General features: G+C 72.1%; 23 protein-coding genes. 14 read left to right on the top strand and 9 right to left on the bottom strand.

Annotated features, from left to right (window positions below):
• The first annotated feature begins 80 nt into the window (after positions 1-80).
• The 3 genes from ACFYO9_RS07675 (at position 81) to ACFYO9_RS07665 (ending at position 3064) form a co-directional block, all read left to right on the top strand.
• Positions 81-1310: a metallophosphoesterase gene (locus tag ACFYO9_RS07675; RefSeq protein WP_358774246.1), complete on the top strand. Its 1230-nt coding sequence runs from the start codon at positions 81-83 to the stop codon at positions 1308-1310.
• Between the two features lie 126 nt (positions 1311-1436).
• Complete coding sequence (locus ACFYO9_RS07670) at positions 1437-2084, top strand: HD domain-containing protein (RefSeq protein WP_358774248.1); 648 nt, start codon at positions 1437-1439, stop codon at positions 2082-2084.
• Positions 2085-2107: 23 nt separating this feature from the next.
• Entirely contained in the window at positions 2108-3064 is a 957-nt protein-coding gene (locus ACFYO9_RS07665) for a GlxA family transcriptional regulator (RefSeq protein ID WP_388666070.1), read from the top strand.
• 17 nt (positions 3065-3081) lie between these two features.
• Here the strand turns inward: ACFYO9_RS07665 and ACFYO9_RS07660 are convergent, their stop codons facing one another.
• Positions 3082-3312 (bottom strand): hypothetical protein, encoded by a 231-nt coding sequence (locus ACFYO9_RS07660; protein ID WP_355806488.1) that lies wholly within the window; start codon positions 3310-3312, stop codon positions 3082-3084.
• 237 nt (positions 3313-3549) lie between these two features.
• On the opposite strand from ACFYO9_RS07660, the gene ACFYO9_RS07655 reads away from it, so the two are divergent.
• Genes ACFYO9_RS07655 through ACFYO9_RS07640 form a run of 4 tightly spaced genes read left to right on the top strand, consistent with a single transcriptional unit; the run spans position 3550 to position 6975 of the window.
• Positions 3550-4554, top strand: a complete 1005-nt coding sequence (locus ACFYO9_RS07655; RefSeq protein ID WP_358774535.1) for an acyl-CoA dehydrogenase family protein — start codon at positions 3550-3552, stop codon at positions 4552-4554.
• On the top strand, positions 4551-5429 hold the full coding sequence (locus ACFYO9_RS07650) for a PIG-L family deacetylase (RefSeq protein WP_358774250.1): 879 nt from the start codon (positions 4551-4553) through the stop codon (positions 5427-5429). The genes ACFYO9_RS07655 and ACFYO9_RS07650 overlap by 4 nt, the downstream gene beginning before the upstream one ends.
• On the top strand, positions 5426-6064 hold the full coding sequence (locus ACFYO9_RS07645) for an SAM-dependent methyltransferase (protein WP_358774252.1): 639 nt from the start codon (positions 5426-5428) through the stop codon (positions 6062-6064). Before ACFYO9_RS07650 ends, ACFYO9_RS07645 begins: the two co-directional genes overlap by 4 nt.
• Positions 6061-6975, top strand: a complete 915-nt coding sequence (locus ACFYO9_RS07640; protein ID WP_358774254.1) for a glycosyltransferase — start codon at positions 6061-6063, stop codon at positions 6973-6975. The genes ACFYO9_RS07645 and ACFYO9_RS07640 overlap by 4 nt, the downstream gene beginning before the upstream one ends.
• 79 nt (positions 6976-7054) lie before the next feature.
• Here the strand turns inward: ACFYO9_RS07640 and ACFYO9_RS07635 are convergent, their stop codons facing one another.
• The gene (locus ACFYO9_RS07635; RefSeq protein WP_355806494.1) at positions 7055-7540 is read right to left on the bottom strand and encodes a hypothetical protein; all 486 of its coding nucleotides are present in this window, start codon (positions 7538-7540) and stop codon (positions 7055-7057) included.
• Positions 7541-7743: 203 nt separating this feature from the next.
• On the opposite strand from ACFYO9_RS07635, the gene ACFYO9_RS07630 reads away from it, so the two are divergent.
• Entirely contained in the window at positions 7744-8967 is a 1224-nt protein-coding gene (locus ACFYO9_RS07630) for a cytochrome P450 (RefSeq protein ID WP_358774256.1), read from the top strand.
• Between the two features lie 56 nt (positions 8968-9023).
• Here the strand turns inward: ACFYO9_RS07630 and ACFYO9_RS07625 are convergent, their stop codons facing one another.
• Together ACFYO9_RS07625 and ACFYO9_RS07620 are read right to left on the bottom strand one after the other, a co-directional pair.
• Positions 9024-9518, bottom strand: coding sequence for a hypothetical protein (locus ACFYO9_RS07625; protein ID WP_358774258.1), 495 nt, complete (start codon positions 9516-9518; stop codon positions 9024-9026).
• Positions 9515-10279 carry an alpha/beta hydrolase gene (locus ACFYO9_RS07620; protein ID WP_358774260.1) on the bottom strand — a complete coding sequence of 255 codons (765 nt, stop codon included), beginning with the start codon at positions 10277-10279 and terminating at the stop codon, positions 9515-9517. Before ACFYO9_RS07620 ends, ACFYO9_RS07625 begins: the two co-directional genes overlap by 4 nt.
• Positions 10280-10498: 219 nt before the next feature.
• Between ACFYO9_RS07620 and ACFYO9_RS07615 the strand changes: the two genes are divergently transcribed.
• The 3 genes from ACFYO9_RS07615 (at position 10499) to ACFYO9_RS07605 (ending at position 14466) form a co-directional block, all read left to right on the top strand.
• Positions 10499-11524, top strand: a complete 1026-nt coding sequence (locus tag ACFYO9_RS07615; protein ID WP_358774262.1) for a YncE family protein — start codon at positions 10499-10501, stop codon at positions 11522-11524.
• A 249-nt stretch (positions 11525-11773) separates the two neighbouring features.
• Positions 11774-13186, top strand: a complete 1413-nt coding sequence (locus ACFYO9_RS07610) for an MFS transporter (protein ID WP_358774537.1) — start codon at positions 11774-11776, stop codon at positions 13184-13186.
• Positions 13183-14466 carry an FAD-dependent monooxygenase gene (locus ACFYO9_RS07605; RefSeq protein WP_358774264.1) on the top strand — a complete coding sequence of 428 codons (1284 nt, stop codon included), beginning with the start codon at positions 13183-13185 and terminating at the stop codon, positions 14464-14466. Before ACFYO9_RS07610 ends, ACFYO9_RS07605 begins: the two co-directional genes overlap by 4 nt.
• Before the next feature lie 89 nt (positions 14467-14555).
• Here the strand turns inward: ACFYO9_RS07605 and ACFYO9_RS07600 are convergent, their stop codons facing one another.
• Together ACFYO9_RS07600 and ACFYO9_RS07595 are read right to left on the bottom strand one after the other, a co-directional pair.
• Complete coding sequence (locus ACFYO9_RS07600; RefSeq protein ID WP_358774266.1) at positions 14556-15695, bottom strand: CU044_5270 family protein; 1140 nt, start codon at positions 15693-15695, stop codon at positions 14556-14558.
• The gene (locus ACFYO9_RS07595; protein WP_358774539.1) at positions 15692-16384 is read right to left on the bottom strand and encodes an RNA polymerase sigma factor; all 693 of its coding nucleotides are present in this window, start codon (positions 16382-16384) and stop codon (positions 15692-15694) included. Before ACFYO9_RS07595 ends, ACFYO9_RS07600 begins: the two co-directional genes overlap by 4 nt.
• A 212-nt stretch (positions 16385-16596) precedes the next feature.
• Between ACFYO9_RS07595 and ACFYO9_RS07590 the strand changes: the two genes are divergently transcribed.
• On the top strand, positions 16597-17562 hold the full coding sequence (locus ACFYO9_RS07590; RefSeq protein ID WP_358774268.1) for an aldo/keto reductase: 966 nt from the start codon (positions 16597-16599) through the stop codon (positions 17560-17562).
• On the opposite strand, the gene ACFYO9_RS07585 is transcribed toward ACFYO9_RS07590, so the two are convergent.
• On the bottom strand, positions 17559-18167 hold the full coding sequence (locus tag ACFYO9_RS07585; RefSeq protein ID WP_358774270.1) for an SGNH/GDSL hydrolase family protein: 609 nt from the start codon (positions 18165-18167) through the stop codon (positions 17559-17561). The genes ACFYO9_RS07590 and ACFYO9_RS07585 overlap by 4 nt on opposite strands.
• 288 nt (positions 18168-18455) lie before the next feature.
• Between ACFYO9_RS07585 and ACFYO9_RS07580 the strand changes: the two genes are divergently transcribed.
• Together ACFYO9_RS07580 and ACFYO9_RS07575 are read left to right on the top strand one after the other, a co-directional pair.
• Positions 18456-19391 carry a hypothetical protein gene (locus ACFYO9_RS07580; protein ID WP_358774272.1) on the top strand — a complete coding sequence of 312 codons (936 nt, stop codon included), beginning with the start codon at positions 18456-18458 and terminating at the stop codon, positions 19389-19391.
• Between the two features lie 133 nt (positions 19392-19524).
• The gene (locus tag ACFYO9_RS07575; RefSeq protein ID WP_358774274.1) at positions 19525-20127 is read left to right on the top strand and encodes a DinB family protein; all 603 of its coding nucleotides are present in this window, start codon (positions 19525-19527) and stop codon (positions 20125-20127) included.
• On the opposite strand, the gene ACFYO9_RS07570 is transcribed toward ACFYO9_RS07575, so the two are convergent.
• Positions 20108-21613 carry an IPT/TIG domain-containing protein gene (locus ACFYO9_RS07570; protein WP_358774276.1) on the bottom strand — a complete coding sequence of 502 codons (1506 nt, stop codon included), beginning with the start codon at positions 21611-21613 and terminating at the stop codon, positions 20108-20110. The two genes, ACFYO9_RS07575 and ACFYO9_RS07570, sit on opposite strands and share 20 nt — an antisense overlap.
• Positions 21614-21888: 275 nt before the next feature.
• Positions 21889-23418 carry a hypothetical protein gene (locus tag ACFYO9_RS07565; protein ID WP_358774278.1) on the bottom strand — a complete coding sequence of 510 codons (1530 nt, stop codon included), beginning with the start codon at positions 23416-23418 and terminating at the stop codon, positions 21889-21891.
• Position 23419: the final 1 nt, after the last annotated feature.

Raw genomic sequence — 23419 nt, 5'->3', positions numbered from 1 at the left:
GCTCGATCCGTGTCCATTCGTCCACCAGGAGTTCATCGGTTCCCCACCATCGGCACGCGCTCCCGTGAGAGAAACCCTCCATGTGCGACGACGAGTTGATACCGCCGAGCGCGGATCTGACGGAGGATCAGTGGCTGACGGCCGACCCGGACCTGGCCGAAGGGCCGGTGGGGGAGCGGGTCAGGCAGCTGCGGGCGCCGGGCCGCCGGGCCGTCCTCGGCGGTGTGGTGGCGGGGGCGGCCGCGCTGACCGTCCTGCCGGGCGGGTCACCGGCCGCGGCGGCGCCCGCCGCCGCCCGCACCGGCAAGTTCCCGCTGCCGACGGCGCCGAACAGGGCCGGGGAGTACGCGGTACTGCTCACCGGTGACGCCGGTACGGGCGAGGAGGCCCAGCACGCGGTCGCCGCCGCGGCCCGCGAGGTGTGCCGCGCGGAAGGCATCGGCCTCGCGGTCGGCCTCGGCGACAACATCTACGAGAACGGCCCCGAGTCCGCCGACGACTCCGAGTTCCGCACCAAGTTCGAGGACCCCAACTCCGGTCTCGACATCCCCTGGTTGATGGTCCTCGGCAACCACGACTGCTCCGGCCTCATCCCCGGCAGCGGCGGCGACCCCTCGCGCGGCGACCGCGAGGTCGCGTACGCCGCCACCTCACCCCGCTGGCACATGCCGAGCCGCTACTACAACGTGGCCCTGTCGGCCGGCGGGGGCGACGGCGGCGACCCGGTGGTGGAGTTCTTCGCGCTCGACACCAACCCCGTCGCCTCGTACGTCGCCCAGATGGACCCGCACTACTGGTGGAACGGCCCGTACATGCGCGAGCAGCGCAGCTGGCTGGACGGCGCGCTCAAGGCGTCGCGGGCCCGCTGGAAGATCGTGCTCGGCCACCACCCGTACCTGAACAACGGCCAGCACGGGAGCGCCGGTTCGTACGACGGCTTCGTGATCGGGAACTACACCAGCGGCATCCACCTCAAGGAACTGTACGAGGAGGTGGTGTGCGGGCAGGCCGACCTGATCCTCTCCGGGCACGACCACACCCTGCAGATCCTGGAGCCCACCGCCCGCACCGGCGGCACCCGGCAGATCGTGTGCGGCGCGGCCGCCAAGTCCGGTGATGGAAAAGCCCACTTCGGCCACCCGTCGGCCTGGCAGAACTTCTCCGAGCACGGCTTCATGGTCCTGAAGGTGTCCGGGCGGGCGATGACCGTCGAGGCGTACACGGTCGACGTAGCCACCCGCACGGCCCGCCTCGCGCACCGCACGCGCACCGGCACACCGGTGCGGAAGCGGCTCGGCGCGGCACGCTGACCCAGTGGCGGCCGTGTCCGTATCTGTGGGGCATGCGGCCCCACAGCCATGGCACGGCGCCCCGGCACACCGGAGACTGGAGGTGTCGCCGGAGGGACCGGTGGACCGAGGGACCAGGTGATGACGATGACGGACGACTCCTCCGCCCCCGCCGGCGTGCGGGTGCCGGACTCCAGGCTCGCGCGGGAGGCGACCGAGCTCGTGCGGGACAGCACCGACGAGCTGATCTACCACCACTCGCGCCGCGTGTACTTCTTCGGCAGCCTCCAGGGCGCCCGCCAGAAGCTGAGCTTCGATCCCGAACTCCTCTACGTGGCGGCGATGTTCCACGACCTCGGCCTGAACGAGCCCTTCCACGCCAGTGGGCGGCGCTTCGAGGTGGACAGCGCCGACGAGGCCCGGCGGTTCCTGGAGGCGCATCAGGTGCCGCAGGACGGCGTCCGACGGGTCTGGACCGCCATCGCCCTGCACACCACGCCGGGCATCCCGGCCTACATGGAGCCGGAGGTGGCGCTGGTGACCGCGGGCGTGGAGTACGACGTCCTCGGCATCGGCTACCACGACCTCGACGCGGCGGACCGCGCCGCGGTCGTCGCCGTGCACCCGCGCCCCGACTTCAAGAAGCGCATCCTGGCGGCCTTCACCGACGGGGTGCGGCCCAAGCCGCAGACCACGTTCGGCAACGTGAAGGCCGATGTGCTCGCGCACTACGTGCCCGGTTTCGAGCGCGGGGACTTCGTGCGCACCATCCTGGACTCCCCGTGGGCCGAGTAGCGGCTCGCCCACCGGCGCCCCACGTGGTCGTGGTGACCGCCTTCGACGGCGTGCAACTCCTTGACGTCACCGGCCCCGTCGAGGTCTTCACCACGGCCAACGCCTTCGGCGCCCGCTACGACGTACGGATCCTCTCGCCGACCGGCACCGACGTCCGCACCTCGTCGGGCGTGCGCATCGGCGTCGACGCCACGCCGGACGCGCTGCCCGCGCGGCTCGGCACGGTGGTGGTGCCGGGCCGACGCGACTGGCGGCGGGCCGTCGCCGACCGGAGCCTGGTGGACCTCGTCACCGACGTCGTCGGCCGCGCACGGCGGACCACGTCGGTGTGTGCCGGAGCCTTCGTCCTGGCCGAGACGGGCACCCTCAACGGGCGGCGCGCCGCCACGCACTGGCAGCTCGCCGGGCAGCTGGCGACCGCGTATCCCGAGGTGAGCGTGGAGACGGACCCGATCTTCGTCAGGGACGGCGACGTCATCACCTCCGCCGGCGTCACCGCGGGCATCGACCTCGCCCTGTGCCTGGTCGAGGACGACCACGGCGCCGACCTCGCGCGGGACGTGGCCCGCGAGCTGGTCGTCTTCATGGCGCGGCCCGGAGGCCAGTCCCAGTTCAGCGCCCGGCTGACACCGCGTGAGGCGGGGCACCCGGTGGTGCGCCGGGTGATGGACCGCGTCGGCACGGATCCGGCGGCCCCGCACAGCCTGGAGTCCCTCGCACGCGACGTCGGCGTCAGCGCCCGCCACCTCGGCAGGCTGTTCCGCAGGGAGACCGGGATGACGACGGGGCGGTACCTGGAATCCGTACGTCTCGAAGCCGCGCAGGCCCTCCTCGAAGCGGGCGACGACACCGTCGAGCAGGTGGCCGAGGAGTCCGGCCTCGGCTCCTCGGAGACCATGCGCCGCGTGTTCCAGCACGCTCTGGGGACCAGCCCGTCCGCCTACCGGGCCCGCTTCAGGACCACCGCGCCGAGCGGCTGACCTGGGCATTACCTGCCCTAGGCCGCCTCGTAGTGGTGGGCGCGGCCCCCTCGCCACCTCACCCACGCGGGATCGTCGAGCAGACCCTCCGCGTCCGGCAGCCCGGCCCGGCGCAGGAACTCCACGACGTCGTGGTCGGAGTGGGCGAGGCCGAGAATCTGCCCGCGCGCCGTCACCCGCCGCCCGCCCGACGGGGACGGGCGGTGGACGACTATCGGGGCCTGGGCGTCGGCCGGGTCCGGTGACATGTCTCCAGGTTGCGACGCGTACGGGCGGGGCGCAGCCTGGGAGCTCCCGTGCGGGTGGGCGGTGGAGGCCGCCGCGGTCACGTCCTCCTCATCCGCGTACCCCGCCCCGCCGCGCATGGGACCCCACACACACACCGTCTGCCACGCCGCACACACAGTGACCGGTGGTTTTGAGCCAGAGCCTCCGGATACCAGGTCGTGTGTCGGTGTCGTCGAAGATCTGCAGGAGGCCGCGTGATCACCCCGTCCCCCGAACTGGTCGAGCAGCGAGAACCGCTCGGCGGCGCGGAGCGGCGCACCGCGGACCTGTTCGCGGGGTTCGTCGAGCGGGAGGCCGCCGGCGTACCGCTCCCAGGCCAGGCCACGGCTCGCCGCTTCGCCGCTCTCACGGCGCTCGGACGACGTGACCTGTCGCTGGTACGGCTCGCCGAGGGACATCTGGACGCGGCGGCGATACTCCACGAGGTGGAGGGTTCCGCGCCCGCGCCGGGGGAGCGGTGGGGCGTGTGGGCGGCGCGTCCGCCGGGCCCCGGCGTCCGGGCGACGCGCACCGGGCGGGGGTGGACGCTCAGCGGCGTCAAGCCGTACTGCTCCGGCGCCCGCGCCTGCACACACGCCCTGGTGAGCGCCGACGCCGACGACGGGTACCGGCTCTTCGCGGTGGACCTGGCGCATCCCGGCGTGACGCCGGTGCGCGGCACGTGGCCCGCCGTCGGCATGGCCGGCAGCGACAGCCTCGACGTGTCATTCGCGGACGTGCCCGCGCGGGCGGTCGGCGAGGTGAACTCCTACCTTGACCGGCCCGGCTTCCAGCACGGCGGCATCGGCGTGGCCGCCTGCTGGCTCGGCGGCGCCCACGCGGTCGCCGCGCCGCTGTACGAGCGGGCCGCGGCGGGCCGGCTCAACGACCACGCGGCGGCCCACCTCGGCGCCGTCGACCTGCTGCTGCACACCGCCGACACGCTGCTGCGCCAGGCCGGGGACGACATCGACGCCGACCCCTTCGACGAGCGCGGCGAGGCGCGGGCGCGGAGCCTGCGGGTGCGGTCGTTCGTGGAGAAGGTGTGCACGGAGGTGCTCGACCGGGTCGGGCGTGCCACGGGCGCCGGGCCGCTGTGCCACGACGAGGCGCACGCGCGCGCGGTGGCGGATCTGACGGTGTACGTACGCCAGCACCACGCCGAGGCGGCCCTCGCGGAACTCGGGCGGCTGGCCACGGCCGAGGCAGGTGGAGCCGCATGATGAGCCTGCCGCAGACCGCCCACCCCGAGAGCACGGGCACGCATACGAGCACGAGTGCGCGGTTGGCTGCCGCCGCCGCCATCGACGCGCGGGGCACCGCCGAGGCCGAGTGGCGGGACGCGGGGCTGCTCGAAGGACTGCCGGAGCTGGAGCTGCCGACCGGGCCCGTAGTGGTCGTGGCCGCCCATCCCGACGACGAGGTGCTGGGTTTCGGCGGCACCATGGCCACGCTGCTCGCCGCGGGTGTCGAGGTGCACACCGTGTGCCTGACCGACGGAGAGGCGTCCCACGGCGCCGCGTCGGCCTCCGCCCGAGCCGAACTGGCCGCCCGGCGGCGGGACGAACTGAGGGCGGCGCTCGCCGAACTCGGCCCCGTACCCGACACATCAGCCGTGCCCGACGCATCAGCCGTATCCGATGCATCAGCCGTTCCCGCCGTATCCGCCGTACCCGAGCCGGTGTTCGCCGCGCTGCCCGACACGGAACTCGACGCGTACGAGTACGAGGCGGCCACCGTGATCGGCGGGGTCCTGGACGCGGCCGGGGCCGCCGTGTGCGTCGCGCCGTGGGCGGCGGACCTGCACAGCGACCACGAGGCCGCGGGCCGGGCCGCCCTGCGCGCCTGCCGCAGCACGTCGCTCCCGGTGTGGTCGTACCCGGTGTGGATGTGGCACTGGGCGCGGCCCGACGACGCGCGGGTGCCGTGGCACCGCTGCGGCGTCCTGCCGCTCTCCGAGGCGGCGCTCGGCCGGAAGAAGGCGGCGCTCGCCCGCTTCGCAAGCCAGTTGGAGCCCCGCGGCCCCGAGGTCGGGCCGGTGCTTCCCGCGGAGGAGATCGCCCACCACACCCGCGCCTTCGAGACGGTGATCCGATGAGCACCCCCGCCACCTACTTCGACGAGCAGTACGCCCGCGCCGCCGACCCCTGGCACCTCGACGAGCGGTGGTACGACCGCCGGAAGTACCAGCTCACCGTCGCGGCGCTGCCCCGCCCCCGCTACGAGCGCGCCTTCGAACCGGGCTGCTCGGTAGGGGTGTTGACCGAGCTGCTGGCCGGCCGCTGCGACCACCTGCTGTCCACCGACCGCGCGCCGTCGGCCGTCGAGACCACCGTCCGGCGCACGGCCGGCCTCGACCACGTCGACGTACAACGCATGACCGTCCCCGACGAGTGGCCCGAGCAGACCTTCGACCTCGTGGTGCTCTCGGAACTCCTCTACTACTTCGACGAGGCGACGCGGACCCGGCTGCTGCGGCGGAGCGTGGAGAGTCTGGTCCCGGGAGGCCACCTGGTCACGGTGCACTGGAACCACCCCGTCGCCGAACACACCTGTACGGGGCGGGAGATCGCCGACCACCTCGACGCGTTGCCGGGTCCGGAGCGGAGCCCGGGCTCACGTCTGAGCCGGCTGGCGCGCTACGACGACCCCGACTTCACCCTCACCGTCCACGCACATGTCCCGGACGGGGGCCCGGCGCTCTCGCCCGCCCGCGCGGAGGGGCTTGCGTGAGCTCCACCCCTGCCTCGGCTCCGGCCCCGGCGGCCCTGGCCGTCGTCGTCCCCGCACACAACGAGCAGCACCGCATCGGGGCCTGCCTGCACAGCCTGCGCCGGGCGGCGGCGCGTGCGGCGCCGGTCCCCGTGCTGATAGTGGTGGCGGCGGACGCGTGCACGGACGCGACGGCGGCGGTGGCCGCGGATGCCGGCGCGGAGGTCGTCGAGATCGACGCGCGGAACGTGGGTGCCGCCCGCGCGGCCGGCACGGAGCATGCGATGGAGTGGCTCGCGGGGGCGGGGGCGGGGGAGCGGCTCGGGGAAGCGGGGGAGCGGCTTGCGGGACCGTGGGCGCGGCCGGCGGGTCAGGGCGTGTGGCTGGCGATGACGGATGCCGACACGACCGTGCCCGAGGACTGGCTCACACAGCAGATGGCCTGGGCCCGGCGCGGGTACGACGCCGTCCTCGGCACCATCCGGCTCGCCCCCGCCCGGACCGGCTCTCTGATCGTCGCCCGGCACGACGCGGACTACTTCCGCACCCGCCCGCGCACCGGCAGGGCCACGGCGTGGGAGCACCCGCACGTCCACGGCGCGAACATGGGCCTGACCGCCGCGGCGTACCGGCGGGTGGGCGGTTTCGCCGCGCTGCCCACCGGTGAGGACCGCGACCTGGTGGGCCGGCTCGTCGCGAGCGGCCACCGCGTCGCCCGCACCGACCGGCACCCCGTCCGCACGGCGGCCCGGCTGCGCGGGCGGGCCCCCGGCGGCCTCGCCGACCTCCTGATGACGTTGCGTCCACCGGCGTGGGAGCGGCCTGCGGTCACGCGGCACGCGTACCGGATGGGCGCTGGGGTGGGCTCGGCCTCGGTGAGTCCGGCCTCTTCGGTGGGTTCGGCGATGTCGGTGACTCAGGAAGAGGCCTGAGCCGGCCTCTCCCTCCCCGCTCCCCGCGTACCGCTCCCCGCGTACCGCTCCCCGCGTGCCGTACGAGGGGGCGTCGCCCTCAGTCCGGCCGGTTCATCTGCTGGCGCTGGTACGCCTCCCAGTCGTCCGGCGGGTACGTCGCCTGGGGCGCGGCCAACGTCACTTCGACGGCCATCCCGATGCCACCGGCGAAGAAGTCGTCGAGCTGGCCGATCAGCTCCAGCGCCCGCACGGTGGACGCGCCGAGCGGCCGTGCCATGCGGTCCACCCCGGAGGGGACGCCGACCGGCTTCATGCGCGCCATCTTCACCGCGTGGTCGGCCCGCGCGTCCAGGCCGAGCGCCACATAGCCGAGGGCCAGGGCGACGTACCGCAGCGCTTCGCTCACGCCGCGGGTGAGGTCACAGATCCCGTGCAACGTCTGCCGGGGGCTGCCCGCGGTGCACTCGTCGGCCGCTGTCTCCCCGTACAGCTCCTCAAGGCGTTTCTGCTCGTCCTCGAGCAGGCCCATCACCTCGTACAGCACACGGCCGACACGACCGAGCTCGCCCAGGTCATGAAGCATTCGCTGCTCCCCTCCCGTCAACTTCCGTGACTGTACGTCGGGTTGGCGTGCCATGGTGGACAGTTGGCGTACAGCAGACCCGTTGTAGTGACGGTGGGCGCCCATGTCCGCATCCGTTCGCCCGGTGCCGGCCGCCGGTACCAGTCCGGAACCGGCCCCCGGGCCCGGCCCCCGGACCCGGCTCCAGACGAGGAAGGTGCCCAGTGACCACCGACCCCCCGCTCATACGTCTCGACGCGACCGCGGCCGACGTGCACGGCGAGAACGCCGGCCTGCGCGAACTCGGGCCCGCCGTACGCGTGGAGCTCCCCGGGAACGTTCCCGCCTGGGTGATCACCCGGCACGACGCGTTGCAGGACCTGCTCGCCGATCCTCGCGTCGTCAAGAATCCCGCGCACTGGCAGGCGCTGCGCGAGGGTCGCGTCCCCGACGGCTGGCCGCTGATCGACTTCGTCACCAACCCCGGCATGACCACGGCCGACGGCGACGACCACCGCCGGCTGCGCGGCCTGATCTCACAGGCCTTCACGGCCCGGCGGGTCGAGGCGATGCGCCACGGCATCGAGGCCGAGACCCATCGCCTGCTGGACGCACTCGCCGAACACCCGCCCGGAGCAGTGGACTTGCGCCGCCACTTCGCCTATCCGCTGCCCATGAACACCATCGGCAGGCTGATGGGTGTGCCCGCGGAACGGTTCGACGACTTCCGTGATCTGTCGGCAAGTCTGGTCAGCAGTACGACGACCCCCGAGGAGACGGCGGCGACCCGGAACTCCCTGCACGCGCTGCTGACCGAACTGGTCACGCTGCGGCGCGACCGGCCCGGCGACGACCTCACCAGCCATCTGACGGCCGCTCACGACGGAGGAGACCGGCTCTCTCCACAGGAGTTGATCGGCACGCTGGTCCTCGTCATCGTCGCCGGTCACGGCACCACGCTCAACCTGCTCACCAACGCGACCAAGGCGCTCCTCACCCACCCGGAGCAGCGGCAGGCGCTCGACACGGGACGGGTCGGCTGGGCCGAGGTGGTCGAGGAGACCCTGCGCTGGGACTCACCCGTCGCCCACTTCCCGCTGCGGTACGCGCTCGACGACATCCTTGTCGGCGACACCGTGATCCCGAAGGGGGAGGCGGTACTGGCCTCGTACGCCGCAGCGGGCCGTGACCCCCGGCAACACGGCTCCGACGCGGCCGAGTTCGACATCACCCGGCCGGCGCGCAGGCACCTCTCCTTCGGACACGGACCGCACTACTGCGTCGGCGCCGCCCTGGCCCGTCTCGAAGCGGAGACCGCGCTGCCGGCCCTGTTCGCGTGCTTCCCGGACATGCAACTCGCCTGTTCCGTCGCCGACGTGGCGCCACTGCCCTCTTTCATCAGCAACAGTGTGCGGACGTTGCCGGTGCTGTTGCGGCCGGAGGATTGAGTCTCGTCGTTACGCGCCCTCAGCGCCCCCCCCGTGTCGCAGTGCCCTCGGCGCCCTCAGTCGTCGTCTTCCTTTGAGGCGCGCCGCCCCCGTGTGACCGCCAGCACGCTCCCGGCGACGGCGATCAGGGCGATCGCCAGGGCGATGCTGAACCCGCCCTCCGTGTCCCAGTACACGTCTTCCAGGCTGATCAGGAGGGCTGCCTCGTCGACTACAAGGGCCAGCCCGACCCCGTACGCAAGGCCCATCCACGCGCGGGCCCGCGCCGTACGGTCGACCAGACCGGCGGCGCCCACCGCCGCGAGCAGCAGAATGCCCCACACGTAATGGTGGATGTGCACTCCGCCCGCCTGCATGTCGCCCACCCCGGCCACGTCGATGTGGATGAGCCAGGTGAGCAGGCGCATCCCGCCGAAGGTGAGGGCGAACCCCCACCAGGCGAGGATGAACCCCCGGCGCTTGGGGGAGATGCCGGGCAACAGCCGCAGCCAGGGCGACGGGCGTTCCTGTCGCCGGGACGGGGCGGGGTCGGATGTCTTCGACGGCCTCATCCGGGTTCTCCTCCCGCGGTGAACTTCTCGATCAGTGCCGCCATGGCGTCCGGCGCGCTGAAGTGGGCTGCGTGGGCGGCGCCCGGAAGTACGGCCGTGGCGGCGCCGGCCTCGGGACCGACCAGGTGTGCCACGCGCCGGATCCAGGCGTCGGAGGCGATCGTGTCACCCGCTCCCCGTACGACGAGCGTCGGCACACGCACCCGGGAGAGGTTCACCTCGAATGCCTCGGCGGCGTCCCGCAGGGCGTGCCGGAACGAGGCGGCGCAGCGCGGCAGGCCGGTCGCCAGATAGTCGAACGCGGCGAGCGGGAGCAGGCCGAGTGGCTCACGGGGCGCATCCGCGATGAGCCGGCCGAACTGACGTACGCCGGACGTACCCGGTTCGAGGGCCGGGCCGATCAGCACCAGTCGGCCCGTCAGGTGCGGGTGGCGTGCCGCCAGGGACGCGACCACCTGGCAGCCGACCGAGTTGGCCACGAACAGGTTCGGCCCCGGAGCCGAGTGTTCGCACCAGCGGGCCAGGACGTCCGCGGCCTCGCCCACCTCGGGCGCGCGGCGGACGGCGCGGCGCGAGCGCGCGTTGCCCGGCAGATCGGGCACCAGTACGGTCGCCCCGCCCGCGGCCAGCCGTCGCGCGAGCGGAACGAAGTACCGCCCCGAGAGGCCGAGACCGTGGACGAGAACGGCGACGGGCCCGCCCTGGCGAGGCGACGGCCCGTATCTGCGGGTGAAAAGACCTGATTGCGTCGTATGAGCCACGGCCCCACCCTCACCCGCGGAGCGCCTCCGGGTCCAGCCGGCCCAGCCGGCCCAGCCGACCCAGCTGACGGAGCCGATACAGCTGACCCGGGCGAACGCCGGCGCCTGAGCGTCGACCTGATGGAGGATCTGGATGTCAGGGGCACGGGTCCCGGAGGCGTGGCGGACGGTCGAGAGTGCGTCGACGGTGCGGCGAGAGATCAGGGTGGGGTGGGCAGCGTGGCGACACGTCGAACGGTCATCAAGGCGGCGGCAGGAGCGGGGGCGGGGACTTTGGCGACCGATATGCCCTTGCCCGGGTCCCGGGCGACGCGTGCGGACGAGTTGGTGGTCGTCGAGAAGAGCGGCCACTCGGTCAGCTTCTACGACGTGGCCTCGGGGCGGCCGCGGGGAACGGTCCCGCTGCCCCACTACCCGCACGAGATGGTCGTCGACTCGCGCCGGCGGTTCGCCTACGTCGGCCACTACGGCGTACGTATGTCCTCCACCGTCGGCGAGGGCGGCTCCGCGGTCTTCGTCATCGACCTGGCCACCCGGTCCCTGGCGCGCACCATCGACACTCGGCCGTTCAACCGCATCCACGGCATGGGGATCGACGGCCACGACCGGCTGTACGCACTGAGCGAGGAGAAGGCCGTCCTGCTCGGCTTCGACACCCCGGCGACGGACGAGGCGCCCACCGACGCCGTGCCCACCCACGGAGTGAAGACGCACCTGTTCTCCCTCAGCCGTGACGGCGAACGGGCCTACGTCACCGGCCTGTTGTCCCACACGGTCAGCCTGGTGCGCCCGCACGACGCCTCCGTGCCGCCGCTCCTGGCCGCCCCTGGGCGGCTGCCCGAGAGCAGCTGTCTGAGCCGGGACGAGAAGACGCTGTTCGTCGGCGCCCGCAAGAGCTCGACACTGGTCGCCCTGGACGCGCACACCCTCAGGGTGCGGCGGAGCCGGAAGGTGGGCGGGGACCCATTGCGGGTCTACACCGTCGACGACGAGCGGCTCCTGGTCACCGACATCGTCGCCGGCACGATCACTCTCTGCGGCACGGACCTGCGCCCCATCCGTTCCCTCACGCTCGACGGCACACCGGCCGCGGTGGCCTTCCACCCCGACCGGCCCATGGCGTACGTGTCCCTGCTCGGACCGAACCGGATCGCGGTCGTCGACCTGGAACGCTTCGCCGTCACCGGGGGTTTCGCCACCCGGCCGGAACCGGACTCGGCGGTGCTGTTGCCGGGCGGGTCCTGACCTGTCGACCGCTCCGGAAGCGGCCCGTCTCTGCTCGTAAGGGGCACCAGCTCACCCCTCGGTATGACATCAACAGTGGCTCCGTGGGGTGATGTGGGGGGAACGGCCCGATTCCTAACATCCGGCTCTCGAGACAAGGGAGCCCATGTGAGGAAGCACAAGCACGACCACGACCACAAGCACGCATACGAGCGCCTCCACGAGCACGAGCACGACCACGCGCACGACCACGCGCCCAGAGACACGTCCATGACGACGACCCTGGCTCATCCCGCCCCGCCCGCTCACCCCGTACGCGTCGGAAAACCCGCCGTCGCCGCTCTCGGCATGCTGGCGGCCGCCACCGGATCGCTGGAGTCCGTGGTGACACCGACGCTCCCGCTGCTGCAGCGCGAACTGTCGCTGAGCACCGCCCAAGGGGCACTGCTCAGCATCACCATGCTCATCACCGGCGCTCTCGTCACCCCGATAGCGGGCAACCTCGGTGACCGCCGGGGCGGCAAGTGGGTCATGCTCCGGCTGATGGCGATCGTCTCGGTCGGTGGTCTGATCTCCTCGCTAGCGCCGAACCTTCCGGTGCTGCTGCTCGGCCAGATGCTGGAGGGCGCGATGGTGGGCGCGATGCCGCTCTCGTTCATCCTGGTGCGCAAGCATCTCCCGGCCGGACAGTCCCAGGTGGCCATCGGGGTGGTCAGCGGACTGTTCGTGGGCGGCGGCATGCTGGGCACGCTGATGGCCGGGCCCATCGCCGAAGGGCTGTCCCGGCACTGGATGTTCGCGATACCGACGGCCGCGATCCTCGTGGCGACCGTGTGGGTCCAGAGGGTGATGCCGGACGACGCGCCGGTCCGGTCGGGCGCCCGGATGGACTGGCCCGGCCTTGCCCTGCTGAGCGGCATCCTTCTGACGCTCATGGCCGGACTCGCGACGGTTGCCGACGCCGCCGACCAGCCGCTCGTCTTCGGTGCGCTCGTCGCGCTCCTCGCCGTCCTCGTCACCCGCTGGGTCGTCGTGGAACGCCGGTCGGCCGCGCCGATGGTCGACCTCGACCTGCTGGCCAAGCCGGCGATCCGGAGCTCCTACGTGGTCACGCTCGCCGTCTGCGTCGGGACCTCGGCGGCGACCTACCTCGTCCCGCAACTGTTCGCGGTGTCCGCGGGCGGGTACGGCTTCGGGGCCAGCTCGACCGACATCGGGCGGTACCTGTTGCCCAGCGCCGTCACGGCGGCGATCAGCGGGCCCCTCGGCGGTCTCGCCGCGCGCCGGTACGGCTCGACGGCCGTGGTCACCGCCGGAATCGGCCTCATGACCAGCACCCTGATCGCCCTGTCGTTCCTGCACTCCGAGGTCTGGCACCTGATGGTCGGCAAGGCGTTGATCGCCCTGGCCGGCGGAGTCTGCATCACGGCCATGGTGGTCAGGACCGCCACCTCGGTCGACCAGGGCAGCACCGGCATTGCCACCAGCCTTGTCCTGGTGACCCGCGTGATCGGTTTTGCCTCGGGCGTCCAGGTCAGCGGCGGCATCCTCGCCGCGGGAACCCACCCCGGGGCGGAGGACCCGGCCGAATTGGCCTTCGTCACCGGCTTCATCGTGGCCGGCGCCCTGACGGCACTGTCCCTGCTCGTCGTCCGCACCATGAACAAGGGAGTCAAGCAGTGAGCCACACCGACCTGTTGTCGAGGGGCAGCGTCCCACCCCGCCGCACGGCCCTGATCTCGGGCGCGAGCATCGCGGGCCTGGCCACCGCGTACTGGCTGAACCGCTGCGGATACGCGGTCACGGTGGTGGAGAAGGCGAGCGCACCGAGGAGCGGGGGCTACCCCGTCGACGTGCGTGGCACCGCACTGGAGGTGGTGCGCAGAATGGGAATCCTGCGCCAACTGCAAGGCGTCCAGGTCGACTTGCGCCGGATCACCTTTCTCGACGGGGGCGGCGCCACGGTGGCCTCGGTCAATCCGCACGCCGTCGTCGGCAGTGTCGCGGGACGAGACCTCGAAGTACGGCGCGGTGACCTGACCGCCGCTCTCTACGAGGCGGTCCGGGACGACGTTGAGTTCTTGTTCGACACCTCCGTCGACACCCTCGACCAGTCCGACCACCATGTCGATGTCGTCTTCCGCGAGGGCTTCCGAGAGGGCTTTCGTGGGGGCTTCCGCGGGGACCGCAGCCGTACGTTCGACATCGTGGTCGGCGCGGACGGGCTGCACTCGCGGACCCGGGCGGCCGTGTTCGGCGCCGAAGAGCAGTTCCACCGCTACCTCGGGTACTGCTTCGCCGTCTTCACCATGCGCAACACTCTCGGCCTCTCCCACGAGACGCTGATGTGGAACGTCCCGGGCCGGGCCGCGGCGCTCTATGCCGTGGACGACGGCGACGAAGTACACGCCTTCCTGAACTTCGCCCACGCGAAGCCGCCGCCGTTCGACGCGTTCCGCGACCCTGACGCCCAACGGGACCTGGTCGTCACGACCTTCGCCGACGCGGGCTGGGAGGTCCCGGGCATGCTCGCCGCCATGGACGAGGCGGACGACCTGTTCATCGACGTCGTCAGCCAGATCCGCATGGACCGCTGGTCCAGCGGCAGGGTGGCACTGGTGGGCGATGCCGCGTACGCGCCCTCCTTCCTCACCGGACAGGGCTCCAGCCTTGCGCTTGTCGGCGCGTACATGCTCGCGAGCTCCCTGGCCGGCCCGGATGCGGCGGCGGGGCTGGCCGCTTACGAACACGGCACCCGTGCGTTCGTGAGAAGGAACCAGGACCTGATCGGTGAGGGCGACGCGAAACTCTTCCCGACCACGGCCCCGGCCCTGGAGAGGCGGAACGACATGCTGCGCGGTCTGAGCACCCTGCCGCCCACGCAAGGGCAGCCCGCTCACTCCTGCCTCGCTCTGCCCGACTTCGCCCCTCATGGGGTGACGGCGAGGAGCCCGGGGCGATGACCGCCGCGACCGTATCGGACCGCCGCGACCCTGTGGGCCGCCACGACCGGGAACGTCGCGGCGGCCGAGGTGACCGGAGCGGGTGCGGGTCAGCTCTCCCGTGTGGAGGTGCGCGGGGAGGACGGATCCTGGCCCGCCTTGTCGACCACGGCGTGATCGATGATCGCCGTGGCGGACATGAGGGTGCCGGCCTTGCCGTACCGGGTGTCCTTGAAGAGGTAGCTGCGCGCGCCGAGGAAGGTGAAGTCCTGCGGATCGAAGACCCATTCGGTGCGGGCGCCGAACGTCGCGTCGTCGCGGACGATCGCGACGCCGGAGCGCCCGGTGACGTCATGGGCCTCCGACACCTTGGTGACGCCGGGGATCCTGGCCGCCGCCTGGTAGAGGGCGGCGCCCGTCCGGGGAGGCATCACTCCGCCGAGGAGGCTTCCGATGCGGTCGAAAACCGCCTGGTCCCGCTCCGCACGCTCGGACCTGGGGGTCTTCGCGTACAGATACGTCAGGAGCTTCTCGGGGTCGGTGGGCAGCGAGGAGAGCCAGCGGTACGTGGGCCGGTACAGGCCGGCGGGCGTGCCGTGGGTGTCGCCCAGCTCGGCGTTGATGGGGAGGGTCTCCCCGTCGCTGCGGGTCAGGCCGAGCTTGTGCAGCGGGCCCGGCTCCTGGGAGACCCAGGACTCGGAGTCCCGGAGCGGACCGACCACCGCCTTGCCGCTGCTCAGATCTGCCTCACGGATCTTCTCCCGGGTGTAAAGGAACTGTTCGTCCCTCACGCGCAGGGCGTCACCCTTGCCCGCGGCGTCGGAGATCTGGGCGAGGAGCGCCGCGGCGGGCTGCATGTCGCGTCCGTCGTGCTGCCGCGTCGCCGTCGTGGCCCGGCCGTCGTCGTCCGAGGTGAGGGTGATGCCCGCGGCGAGGATGCCGCCGAGGGCGAGGGCGGAGACCGGCACCAGGAGCGCGGGGCGCAGCAGGCGGCGGGAGGGGCGGGTGCCGGAGGAGTGGGCCGTGTCGGTGCCGGTGTGCCGGGATGTGGCGGCCCGGTCGGTCTGGGCGGCCTGGTCGCTGTCGATGCGTCGCATCAGTCGTTCCTTGTGCTGGAGGTGCTGCCCGTGCGGGAGACCTTGAGGGGGAGGGGGCGGCAGGAGCCGGACGATCTCCCGGATGTCGGCGTCGGCGGCGATGTCCGCATCGGTGCGCCGGGCCTCGGTCGAGGCGGTGTCCCTGTCGTTCATGCCGTTTCCTCCCGCATGGGCAGGGCCGCGAGTGCGGCTTCACCAGTCATCTCTCCGCGGGCGCCGCGCGGTTCCCTGTTCTTTGCGTTCGCCGCGTTGCCTGCGTTCCTCGAATGCGTCGCGTTCGCAGCGCTCTTCACGTGGTCCGCCCGTTCTTCGGCCGCGGCCTCGTCGGCGAACCGGGCGAGCTTCGCGCGGGCCCGCGACAGACGTGAGCGCACGGTGCCGACGGGGACGCCGAGCGCCTCCGCCGCCTGCCGGTAGTCGAGGCCCGACCACACGCAGAGCGTCAGTACTTCCCGCTCGTGCCGCTGCAGCCGGTTCAGGGCGTCCTGTACGGCGCGCAGTCGACGCGCGTCGTCGATGCGCCCGGCGACCTCGGGAGCGAAGTCGGCGACCTCGGGCCGGCGCCGTTGCCGGGCCAGGAAGGCCAGGCGGCGACGCAGCCCGCGCCGGGTGTTCTCCACCTTGTGGGTGGCGATGCCCAGCAGCCAGGGGCGCAGCGAGCCCTCGTCCGGATGGAGCCGTTCGCGGGCCCGCCAAGCCGCCAGGAACGTCTCCGACATGACGTCCTCCGCCGTCGACCAGTCGCCGGAGAGCCACAGCGCGTGCTGGTAGACGGCGCCCGCGTGCTGGTCGTACAGCTCGGCGAACGCGTCGCGTTCCCCGGCTCTCACACGTCTGCGCAAATCGTTCTCTGAGTCCCTCACGGTGATTTCTCTCCGTCACGTCGGCGGAGTTCCTGTGATCCGCGCCATACCGCGCGACGACCCGGGTGCGCCGGGCCGACCCCGGCCATTGTGCGGGGCGGCCCCTTGCGCTGGAGCGCACTCCAGGTGCCAAGATCCCGATCACCGCCGAGCGACGGCGGCTGCTCGTGGGCTTGAGGAGGGGGTATCCCGTGCGTCATCACACCATGGGTTCTCAACGGGTTTCTGCGCTGTGCCTGGGCACACTGCCGTTCGGCACGGTGGTCGACGAGGGCATGTCCTTCGCGCTGCTCGACCGGTTCGTCGAGAAGGGCGGCACGTTCATCGACACCGCGAACTGTTACTGCTTCTGGCGCGAGGGAAGCGACGGCGGCGACAGCGAACGGCTCCTCGGCCGCTGGCTGGCCACGCGCGGCATCCGGGACGAGGTGACCGTGGCCACCAAGACCGGCGCACTGCCCGCCGGCGAGGGAACCTGGCCCGCCAACCGCGAAGGCCTGTCCGAGAAAGCCCTGCGGCACGCCGTCCACGGCAGCCTGCGACGGCTCGGCACCGACCGCATCGACCTCCTGTACGGGCACATCGACGACCCGTCGACCCTGTTGGAGGAGACCGTCGGCGCGTACGCCGCGCTCGTCGCCGAAGGCCTGGTGGGCCAGGTCGGCATGAGCAACCAGAACGGGACGCGGCTCGCCCGGGCCCGGGAACTGGCGAAGCGGCAGAACCTGCCCGCGTTCACCGCGCTCCAGCAGCGGCACACCTATCTGACCCCGGCGCCCGACGCGGACTTCGACTACCAAGTGGCCCTGGACGAGCCGACGCTCGCGTACGCCGCCACGCAGCCCGATCTCACCGTGCTCGCCTACAGCGCGCTGCTGAACGGCGCCTACGCGGGCAGCAAGCCCGTCCCGGTCGAATACCTGCACGACGGCACCGAGCCCGCCCTGCGGGTCCTGGCGAAGATCGCGGCGGAGACCGGGGCCACGCCCGGCCAGGTCGTCTACGCCTGGATGCTGCAGAGCTCGCCCGCCGTCATCCCGCTCGTCGGCGTCAGCCGCCTCGACCAGCTCGACGAGGCCCTTGAGGCGCTCGACCTGGAGCTGACCGAGGAGCAGCGCGCCCGTCTGGACGACACCCGAGCGGCCGCGCCGCGCTAGAGAGGGTTCAGCTCGCCGAGCCCCATGACGCGCAGGGCGTGGTCGGCCATGTGGCGGTGGCCGACCGCGTTGGGGTGGGCCGGGTCGTCGAGCCAGGCGATCGGGTCGTCCGAGCCGTGGTGCTCCCGCCAGTACGCCTCGTGGTCGACGAGCAGGGAGCCGGTGTCCGCGGCGATCTCCCGTACCGCCTGGCAGTACGCGGGAAGCGCCGCGCGCCGGTCCGAGCCCGAGACGCTGACCAGTACCGGTGTGTGCAGGACGAGTTGAGTCGCGGGCCGCGTCCGCTCGATGATGCCCCGCACCGCGTCATGGAACCGGGGCAGCCCGGCCTCGCCCGCCAGGCAGTCGTTGGTGCCGAACGACACCGAGAGCACGTCGGGCTCGTGGCGGCCGACGAGCAGGTCGTACGCCGCGAGCAGATCGGTGGCCGTCCACGCGGAGACGCCGGTGTTGATGACGACGTCCGTGAGGCGGTTCAACTGCCACCGGACGCGCTCGTGCAGATGCTCCACCCAGCCGCGGGCGCCGTGCGTGTGCAGCACCCCCTGGGTGATGCTGTCTCCGGTCGCCACCCAGGTCATGGGTGAATCGGCCAGCCGGATCATGCGCTGTTCCTTCCGGGTCCGGTCTCCGCGCGTCCCTGATGAGCGCGGTGTCCCGGCGGTACGACATGGTGCCCGGTCAAGATCGTTCGCACAACGTGGGCGCTGTACCGCCTCATCGCGCCAACCTGCCAGGACGCCTGACCGAAAAGTACGTACCAGCTCGCGTCACCGCACGGTGACGTACGGTCAAATGTCGCTGGTCACTTGCCTCTGGGGCAAAAGGCGGCGCCGATTTCCAGCGGTTCTGCACAAATTGTTGAGACATGTAGCAGCTGTAGCTTTCCGGCTGTGCAGCACTGGCAACACATCGAGGGGCCGGGCACGATCGACGTTCTCGTCGTCGACGCGCACGCCGCGGGCCACCCCGACGTCAACGAACGACTGATCCGCACCTGGGTCTCCATGGGTCTCCTCGACCATCCGCGCCCGCGCCCCGCGCACCGCGGTTCGGGCAAGGCCGAGTACAGCGCGGGCCAGCGGCGACTGCTTCTGATCCTGCTGGAACACCGCCGCGAGCAGCCGAAACCCACCTCCCTGGCCCAACTCCCGCTGTGGCTCTGGCTGTACGGCGACGAGTCCGTCCCCACGCGGCAGGCCCTCAAGGCGCTGCTGACCTGGCTGGGCCGAGGCCGCCGCAGCCAGGAGGTCACCCGCGACGTCGCGCTCGGCCCGCTGGCGCGGTTCACCCACCCGCCCGGCACGGCGCCGGCCCGCTCACGCCTGGTGCGCCTGGTGACCCGGCTCGGCCAGTCCACCGCCGACTTCACGGCGCGGGAACACACCGAACTCACCGCCGCCGTACGGGCGGTCATGGCTCCCTTGACCACGGTCACCGTCAACTGGCAGACGCGCACGGTCAGTTCCACGACCACCGCGCCGACGACCGCCGAGGGTGTGGTCGCGCATGCGGAGACGGTGCTGCTGGCCGTACAACACCTGTTGCGCGGGGGCGCACATGAACGGCTGCTTGAGCAGACCCGGGTGGCCTTCCGCGCCTCCATGACGGCCCACCGCCACCGGGCCGCCGCCGACCGGCCTCGGCATGAGGCCGGTGAACCGCCGCGCGACATCGCGTGGTTGGCCGATCGCGTCGGTGAGCCGGGTTGGCGAGAGCGGATCGATGGAGCGGGAGAGTTGCTGCTGCTGGAGATCGGACGTGCGGTGCGTGCCGCGGGGCCTGCGGACGGCACGGGGTCCACCGGCCGGCGCCCCGGCCGCACCTGACACGGGCGGCAGGCGCCGCCCCGGCCGCGCGCGACCAGGGGCGACACGCGGCAGGCGGCGACCCGAGAGGCGCGCCCCCGGCCCGCCTTATTCCCTTGCCGGTCGTCGAGGGCGGGTGACAGGCTCCTCGGCCGTGATCGATGAACCCGCGAAAGAACCCCTGCACCGCTACCTGCGAAGCCTCCGCGAGGCGCTGGTCTGGAAGCTCGACGGGCTGAGTGAGTACGACGTCCGACGCCCGTTGACGTCGACCGGCACCAACCTCCTCGGCCTGGTCAAGCACCTGTCGACCTGGGAGGCCAGGTACTTCGGCGAGGTCTTCGGCCGCCCGTACCCGGAACCCCTGCCCCGATGGGACGACCCCGAGGCGAGCGGCACCGACATGTGGGCGACCGAGCGGGAGACGCGCGAGGAGATCGTCGGCCGGTACCGCCGCGTCGCGGAGCACTCGGACGCCACCATCACGACCCTCACCGGCGACGCGCCGGGGCACGTGCCCTGGTGGCCACGGCCAGAGGTGACGTTGACCGAGATCCTGGTGCACATGTTCGCCGAGACCAGCCGGCACGTCGGCCACGCCGACATCCTGCGGGAACATCTCGACGGCTCCACGGGCACCACCGCCGAACACTCGGCGGCGGAGCCCGGCGAGGAGTACCGGCGGGCCCGGTACGCGAAGGTCGAGGCGGCGGCGAGAGCGGTTGGGGCCGGCGGCGTCAGGGCGACGGGTACGTGAACTCGTCCACGGGAACGGCGGGGGACAGGTAACCGTTCACCAGGACCCTGACGTCGGCGGTCCTGCTCTGGAGCGGGCCGGTCGACGGTGCCGTCGCGGAGATCTCCGTGGGGGAGACGAACGACGCTGCGGCCAAATTCTTGCCGAAGTACACGACGGGATGCTCGGCGAAGCCCGCGCCGGTGATGGTGACCTGCTGCCCCAACTTCCCGCTGTCGGGTGAGACGCCGGTGACCAGGACCGGCTGCGGCCCGCCGTACGCGAACTGACCGGTCGCAACGGCCGGGGAGGTGCCCAGCGCCCCGGTGACCCTGACGTCGACGACGCCGAACCCCTCGGGCGGGGTGGTGACGATTTCCGTATCGGTGACGATGACGGTGTTCGTACAGGGGACCGGGCCGAAGTCGACGACGCTGTCCGAGCCGAAGCCGCGTCCGGTGACGGTGACCGTCGTGGTGCCTGCGGTACCGACGTTCGGGCTGATCGCCGTCACCACCGGGCCGGTGGGCAGTTGCGGTGCCTGCAGCAGCGCCAGATAGGTGGAGTTGGCGTGCTGATAGGCGACTTGGGCGAGGAAGTCCTCGGTCGAGCTCTTGACCACGGCGGGGTCGTACAGGTGGTAGTCGGCGTTCAGGGGTGAGGTGGCGTTGTCCGGCTGGACGTAGACGTTGGGCCCGGGCAGGGCCTCGATCTCCCGGAGGAGGAAGTCCTTGACGTCGTCGGGTGCGGCCGGGCCCGGGGGAGCGGGGTACCACTGCTTGGCCGCGTCCAGATCGGCCCAGGCCCGTGGCACGAGGTCGTACGTGTTGACGTAGGCCTGATTCACGTTCCACCGCACGGAGTTGAAGCGAGCGGCGAAGTCCTGCAGCCCCGCCGTGGGGGCGGCGAACGTGATGACACCGAACTGCGGCGCGAGGCTGCCCCAGCTCTGGTCGCGCAGGTACAGCGCGAGCATGGTGGCGATGCAGCCGCCCAGGCTGTGCCCGATCACGGTGACCGTGGCCTGCGGGGGAGCGTCCGCGAGGAGCAGGGAGAGCGCCCGCGCGAGCGAGGAGCCCGCTCCCGGGGAGCCGTCGGTCATGCCGGTGACCTGGGTGAGCGCCGTCATGGCGCCCTTCGACACGGAGACCGGCGAGGGCCCGCCCGCGGTGAAGGGCACCACCGTGCCGACGTCGAGATCCTCAAGGGTGTCGACCGCGTTCGAGACGGTCCCGCGGACGACCACGGCGAAGGCGTTCGACCCGGAGGTGTCCTTCGCGATGTACGCCATGTTCGCGTTGTCCGGACTCACCGCGAGCCACGCCAGCTGCCAGCTGCCCTGCGTCGCCAGGGCCGGATCGGAGAGCTGCCGCTCGATGCCGGAGGCGATGCGCAGCTTCTGTTCCGTCACGCCCTCCCCGGACGGCCGAGGCGTGGCCCCCGTCGCCGCGAGCGCGGCCAGGGTCATGGCCACGGCGGCCGAGGGCGCCGTCGAGTCAACCGTCATGAGCACTCCTACGGCGCTCGTACGAGCACCACCGGGGACAAGGAGGGGGGGCAAGCAGGTGGGCCTCAAACTAATTTCGCGGGAGGGGTGGCTTGGGCTGGCGGGCGCATGGCGAAGCCGAGTTTCAGGCCATTGGTCTGCTGGGGGAGCTGGGGGTGCTGGGGGAATCGGGGGTGCTGGAGGCCGTGCTTCGCGGAGGTGCGGAGGGGCGGGGCGTGCGCCTGGAGAGTCGGGGGCGGTACTTCCCGGGGTGGCGCGTCCGTATCGCCCAGTCGTCACCACCCCGCCTGATCGAGCACGAGGCGCATCGCGGCGGCGGGAAGCCGCGGGTTCGCGGCAGCGCCCGAGGCGACCGCCGTATCGGCGCCCGCGAGCAGCTCGACGAGCCGGGAGGCCTCGATGGCGCCATTGGTCGCGGCGCGATGTCGTACGGGGGCCTCGGCGTCGACGAGCAGCGCCTCGATCCGCTCGGACGACAGACCAGGATGCGCCGCGGCGACCGCGCGGTCCTGGGATTCACCGGAGCGGGCCAGGCGATCCGCGGCATCGGCGGGAAAGTTCGGGTGGGCGAGCATGTCCCTACGGCTGTAGCCGGTCCATTGTTCGGCGATACGGGCCAGCAGCGGTCCGGGGGCGTTCGGCTGCCGCTCGCAGACGAAGAGCCGCACGGCGAAGCTCTCGTCATCGGCGAGGATCCGGACGACCTCGTCCGAGAGGCCGGGCCGCAGGGCGAGGGTCTTGCGGAGTATCTGGTGACGGCTTCGGGCGTACGCCGACTGCTCCTGCTCGGACAACTCCTCGGTCAGCAACCAGTTGACGACGGCGCTGCTGCGCTCTTCGTAGGTGACCGGTATGGATTCACGCAGCGCGGGGTCGAGCCCGCGCCTGGCGACGACGGCGGCGCGTACGCCGTTGTCCGCATCACCCGCGAGCTCCGCGATGTGCCGGGGATCCAGGGTGGGGTTGGCCGCTAGGCCCGGACGAAGATCCGGATGCGCGAGAAGACGTCCCGTCAGTTCGGCGTCCAGCGCGGCGACTTCGGCGATCTTTCGCATCAGGCTCGTGTCGCGAGAGTCTCCTGCCGGGGAGGCGTCGACAGGTGAACCGCCCGTCGAGGAGACGTTTGCGGGGGAGCCGATGTCGGCGAGCAGGGCACGTGCTGTCTCGGCGGGAAGCGGACCGTCGAGGTGGCACAGCAGCAGCTCCCGGCTGAAACCACCGGTCCCCCTCGTCAGGAACTCCTCGATCCGGCCGCCCGGCACGTGGGGCCATTCCTCCGCGGTGAGGGCGGCAGTTCGGGGATCCGGGTCATCGAGCAGCCTGCTGCGCAAGCCGTCCGGCAGGTGACGGTTGAAGGCCAGTGCGCGGCGGACCTTCGGTGCCGGGTCGCGGGCGAGAAGTGCGTAGACCTCGTACGGAAGTGGGTCCGGGAGCCGGTTTCCGCGCGGCCCGAAAGTGCTGAAGTACTCGGCGCCTTCGGCCAGTCGGCTTCGCACCCGCGGGTCGTCATCGTCCGCGAGGGCGCGTTGAACCGCGGCGGGAAGGTGTGGATTCCCGGCCAGTTCCGACCGCACGGACCAGTCGGGGACGGCGGCGAGAGCGGCCGCGACGTCACCGGGCAGATCGGGGCGCCGGGCCAGGCCGCGCCGGTCGATGTCCGCCACCGACAGGCGCAGCAGTACGTCCGCGGGGGCGGAGGTGTTGCCGGTCAGAGCGTGCAGCAGCGGCTTCAGGTGGGCAGGGGTGGCGAGGGGGAGGGGGAGCGGAAGGGTGGGCTGCGCGGGAGGTTCGGGGGAGGCGGGCACG

Origin of the sequence: Streptomyces sp. NPDC005863, from assembly GCF_042871345.1 — a bacterium.
Taxonomy (GTDB): domain Bacteria; phylum Actinomycetota; class Actinomycetes; order Streptomycetales; family Streptomycetaceae; genus Streptomyces.
The sequence above is the reverse complement of the archived record's forward strand: the minus strand, read 5'-3'. Positions and strand labels throughout refer to the sequence as shown.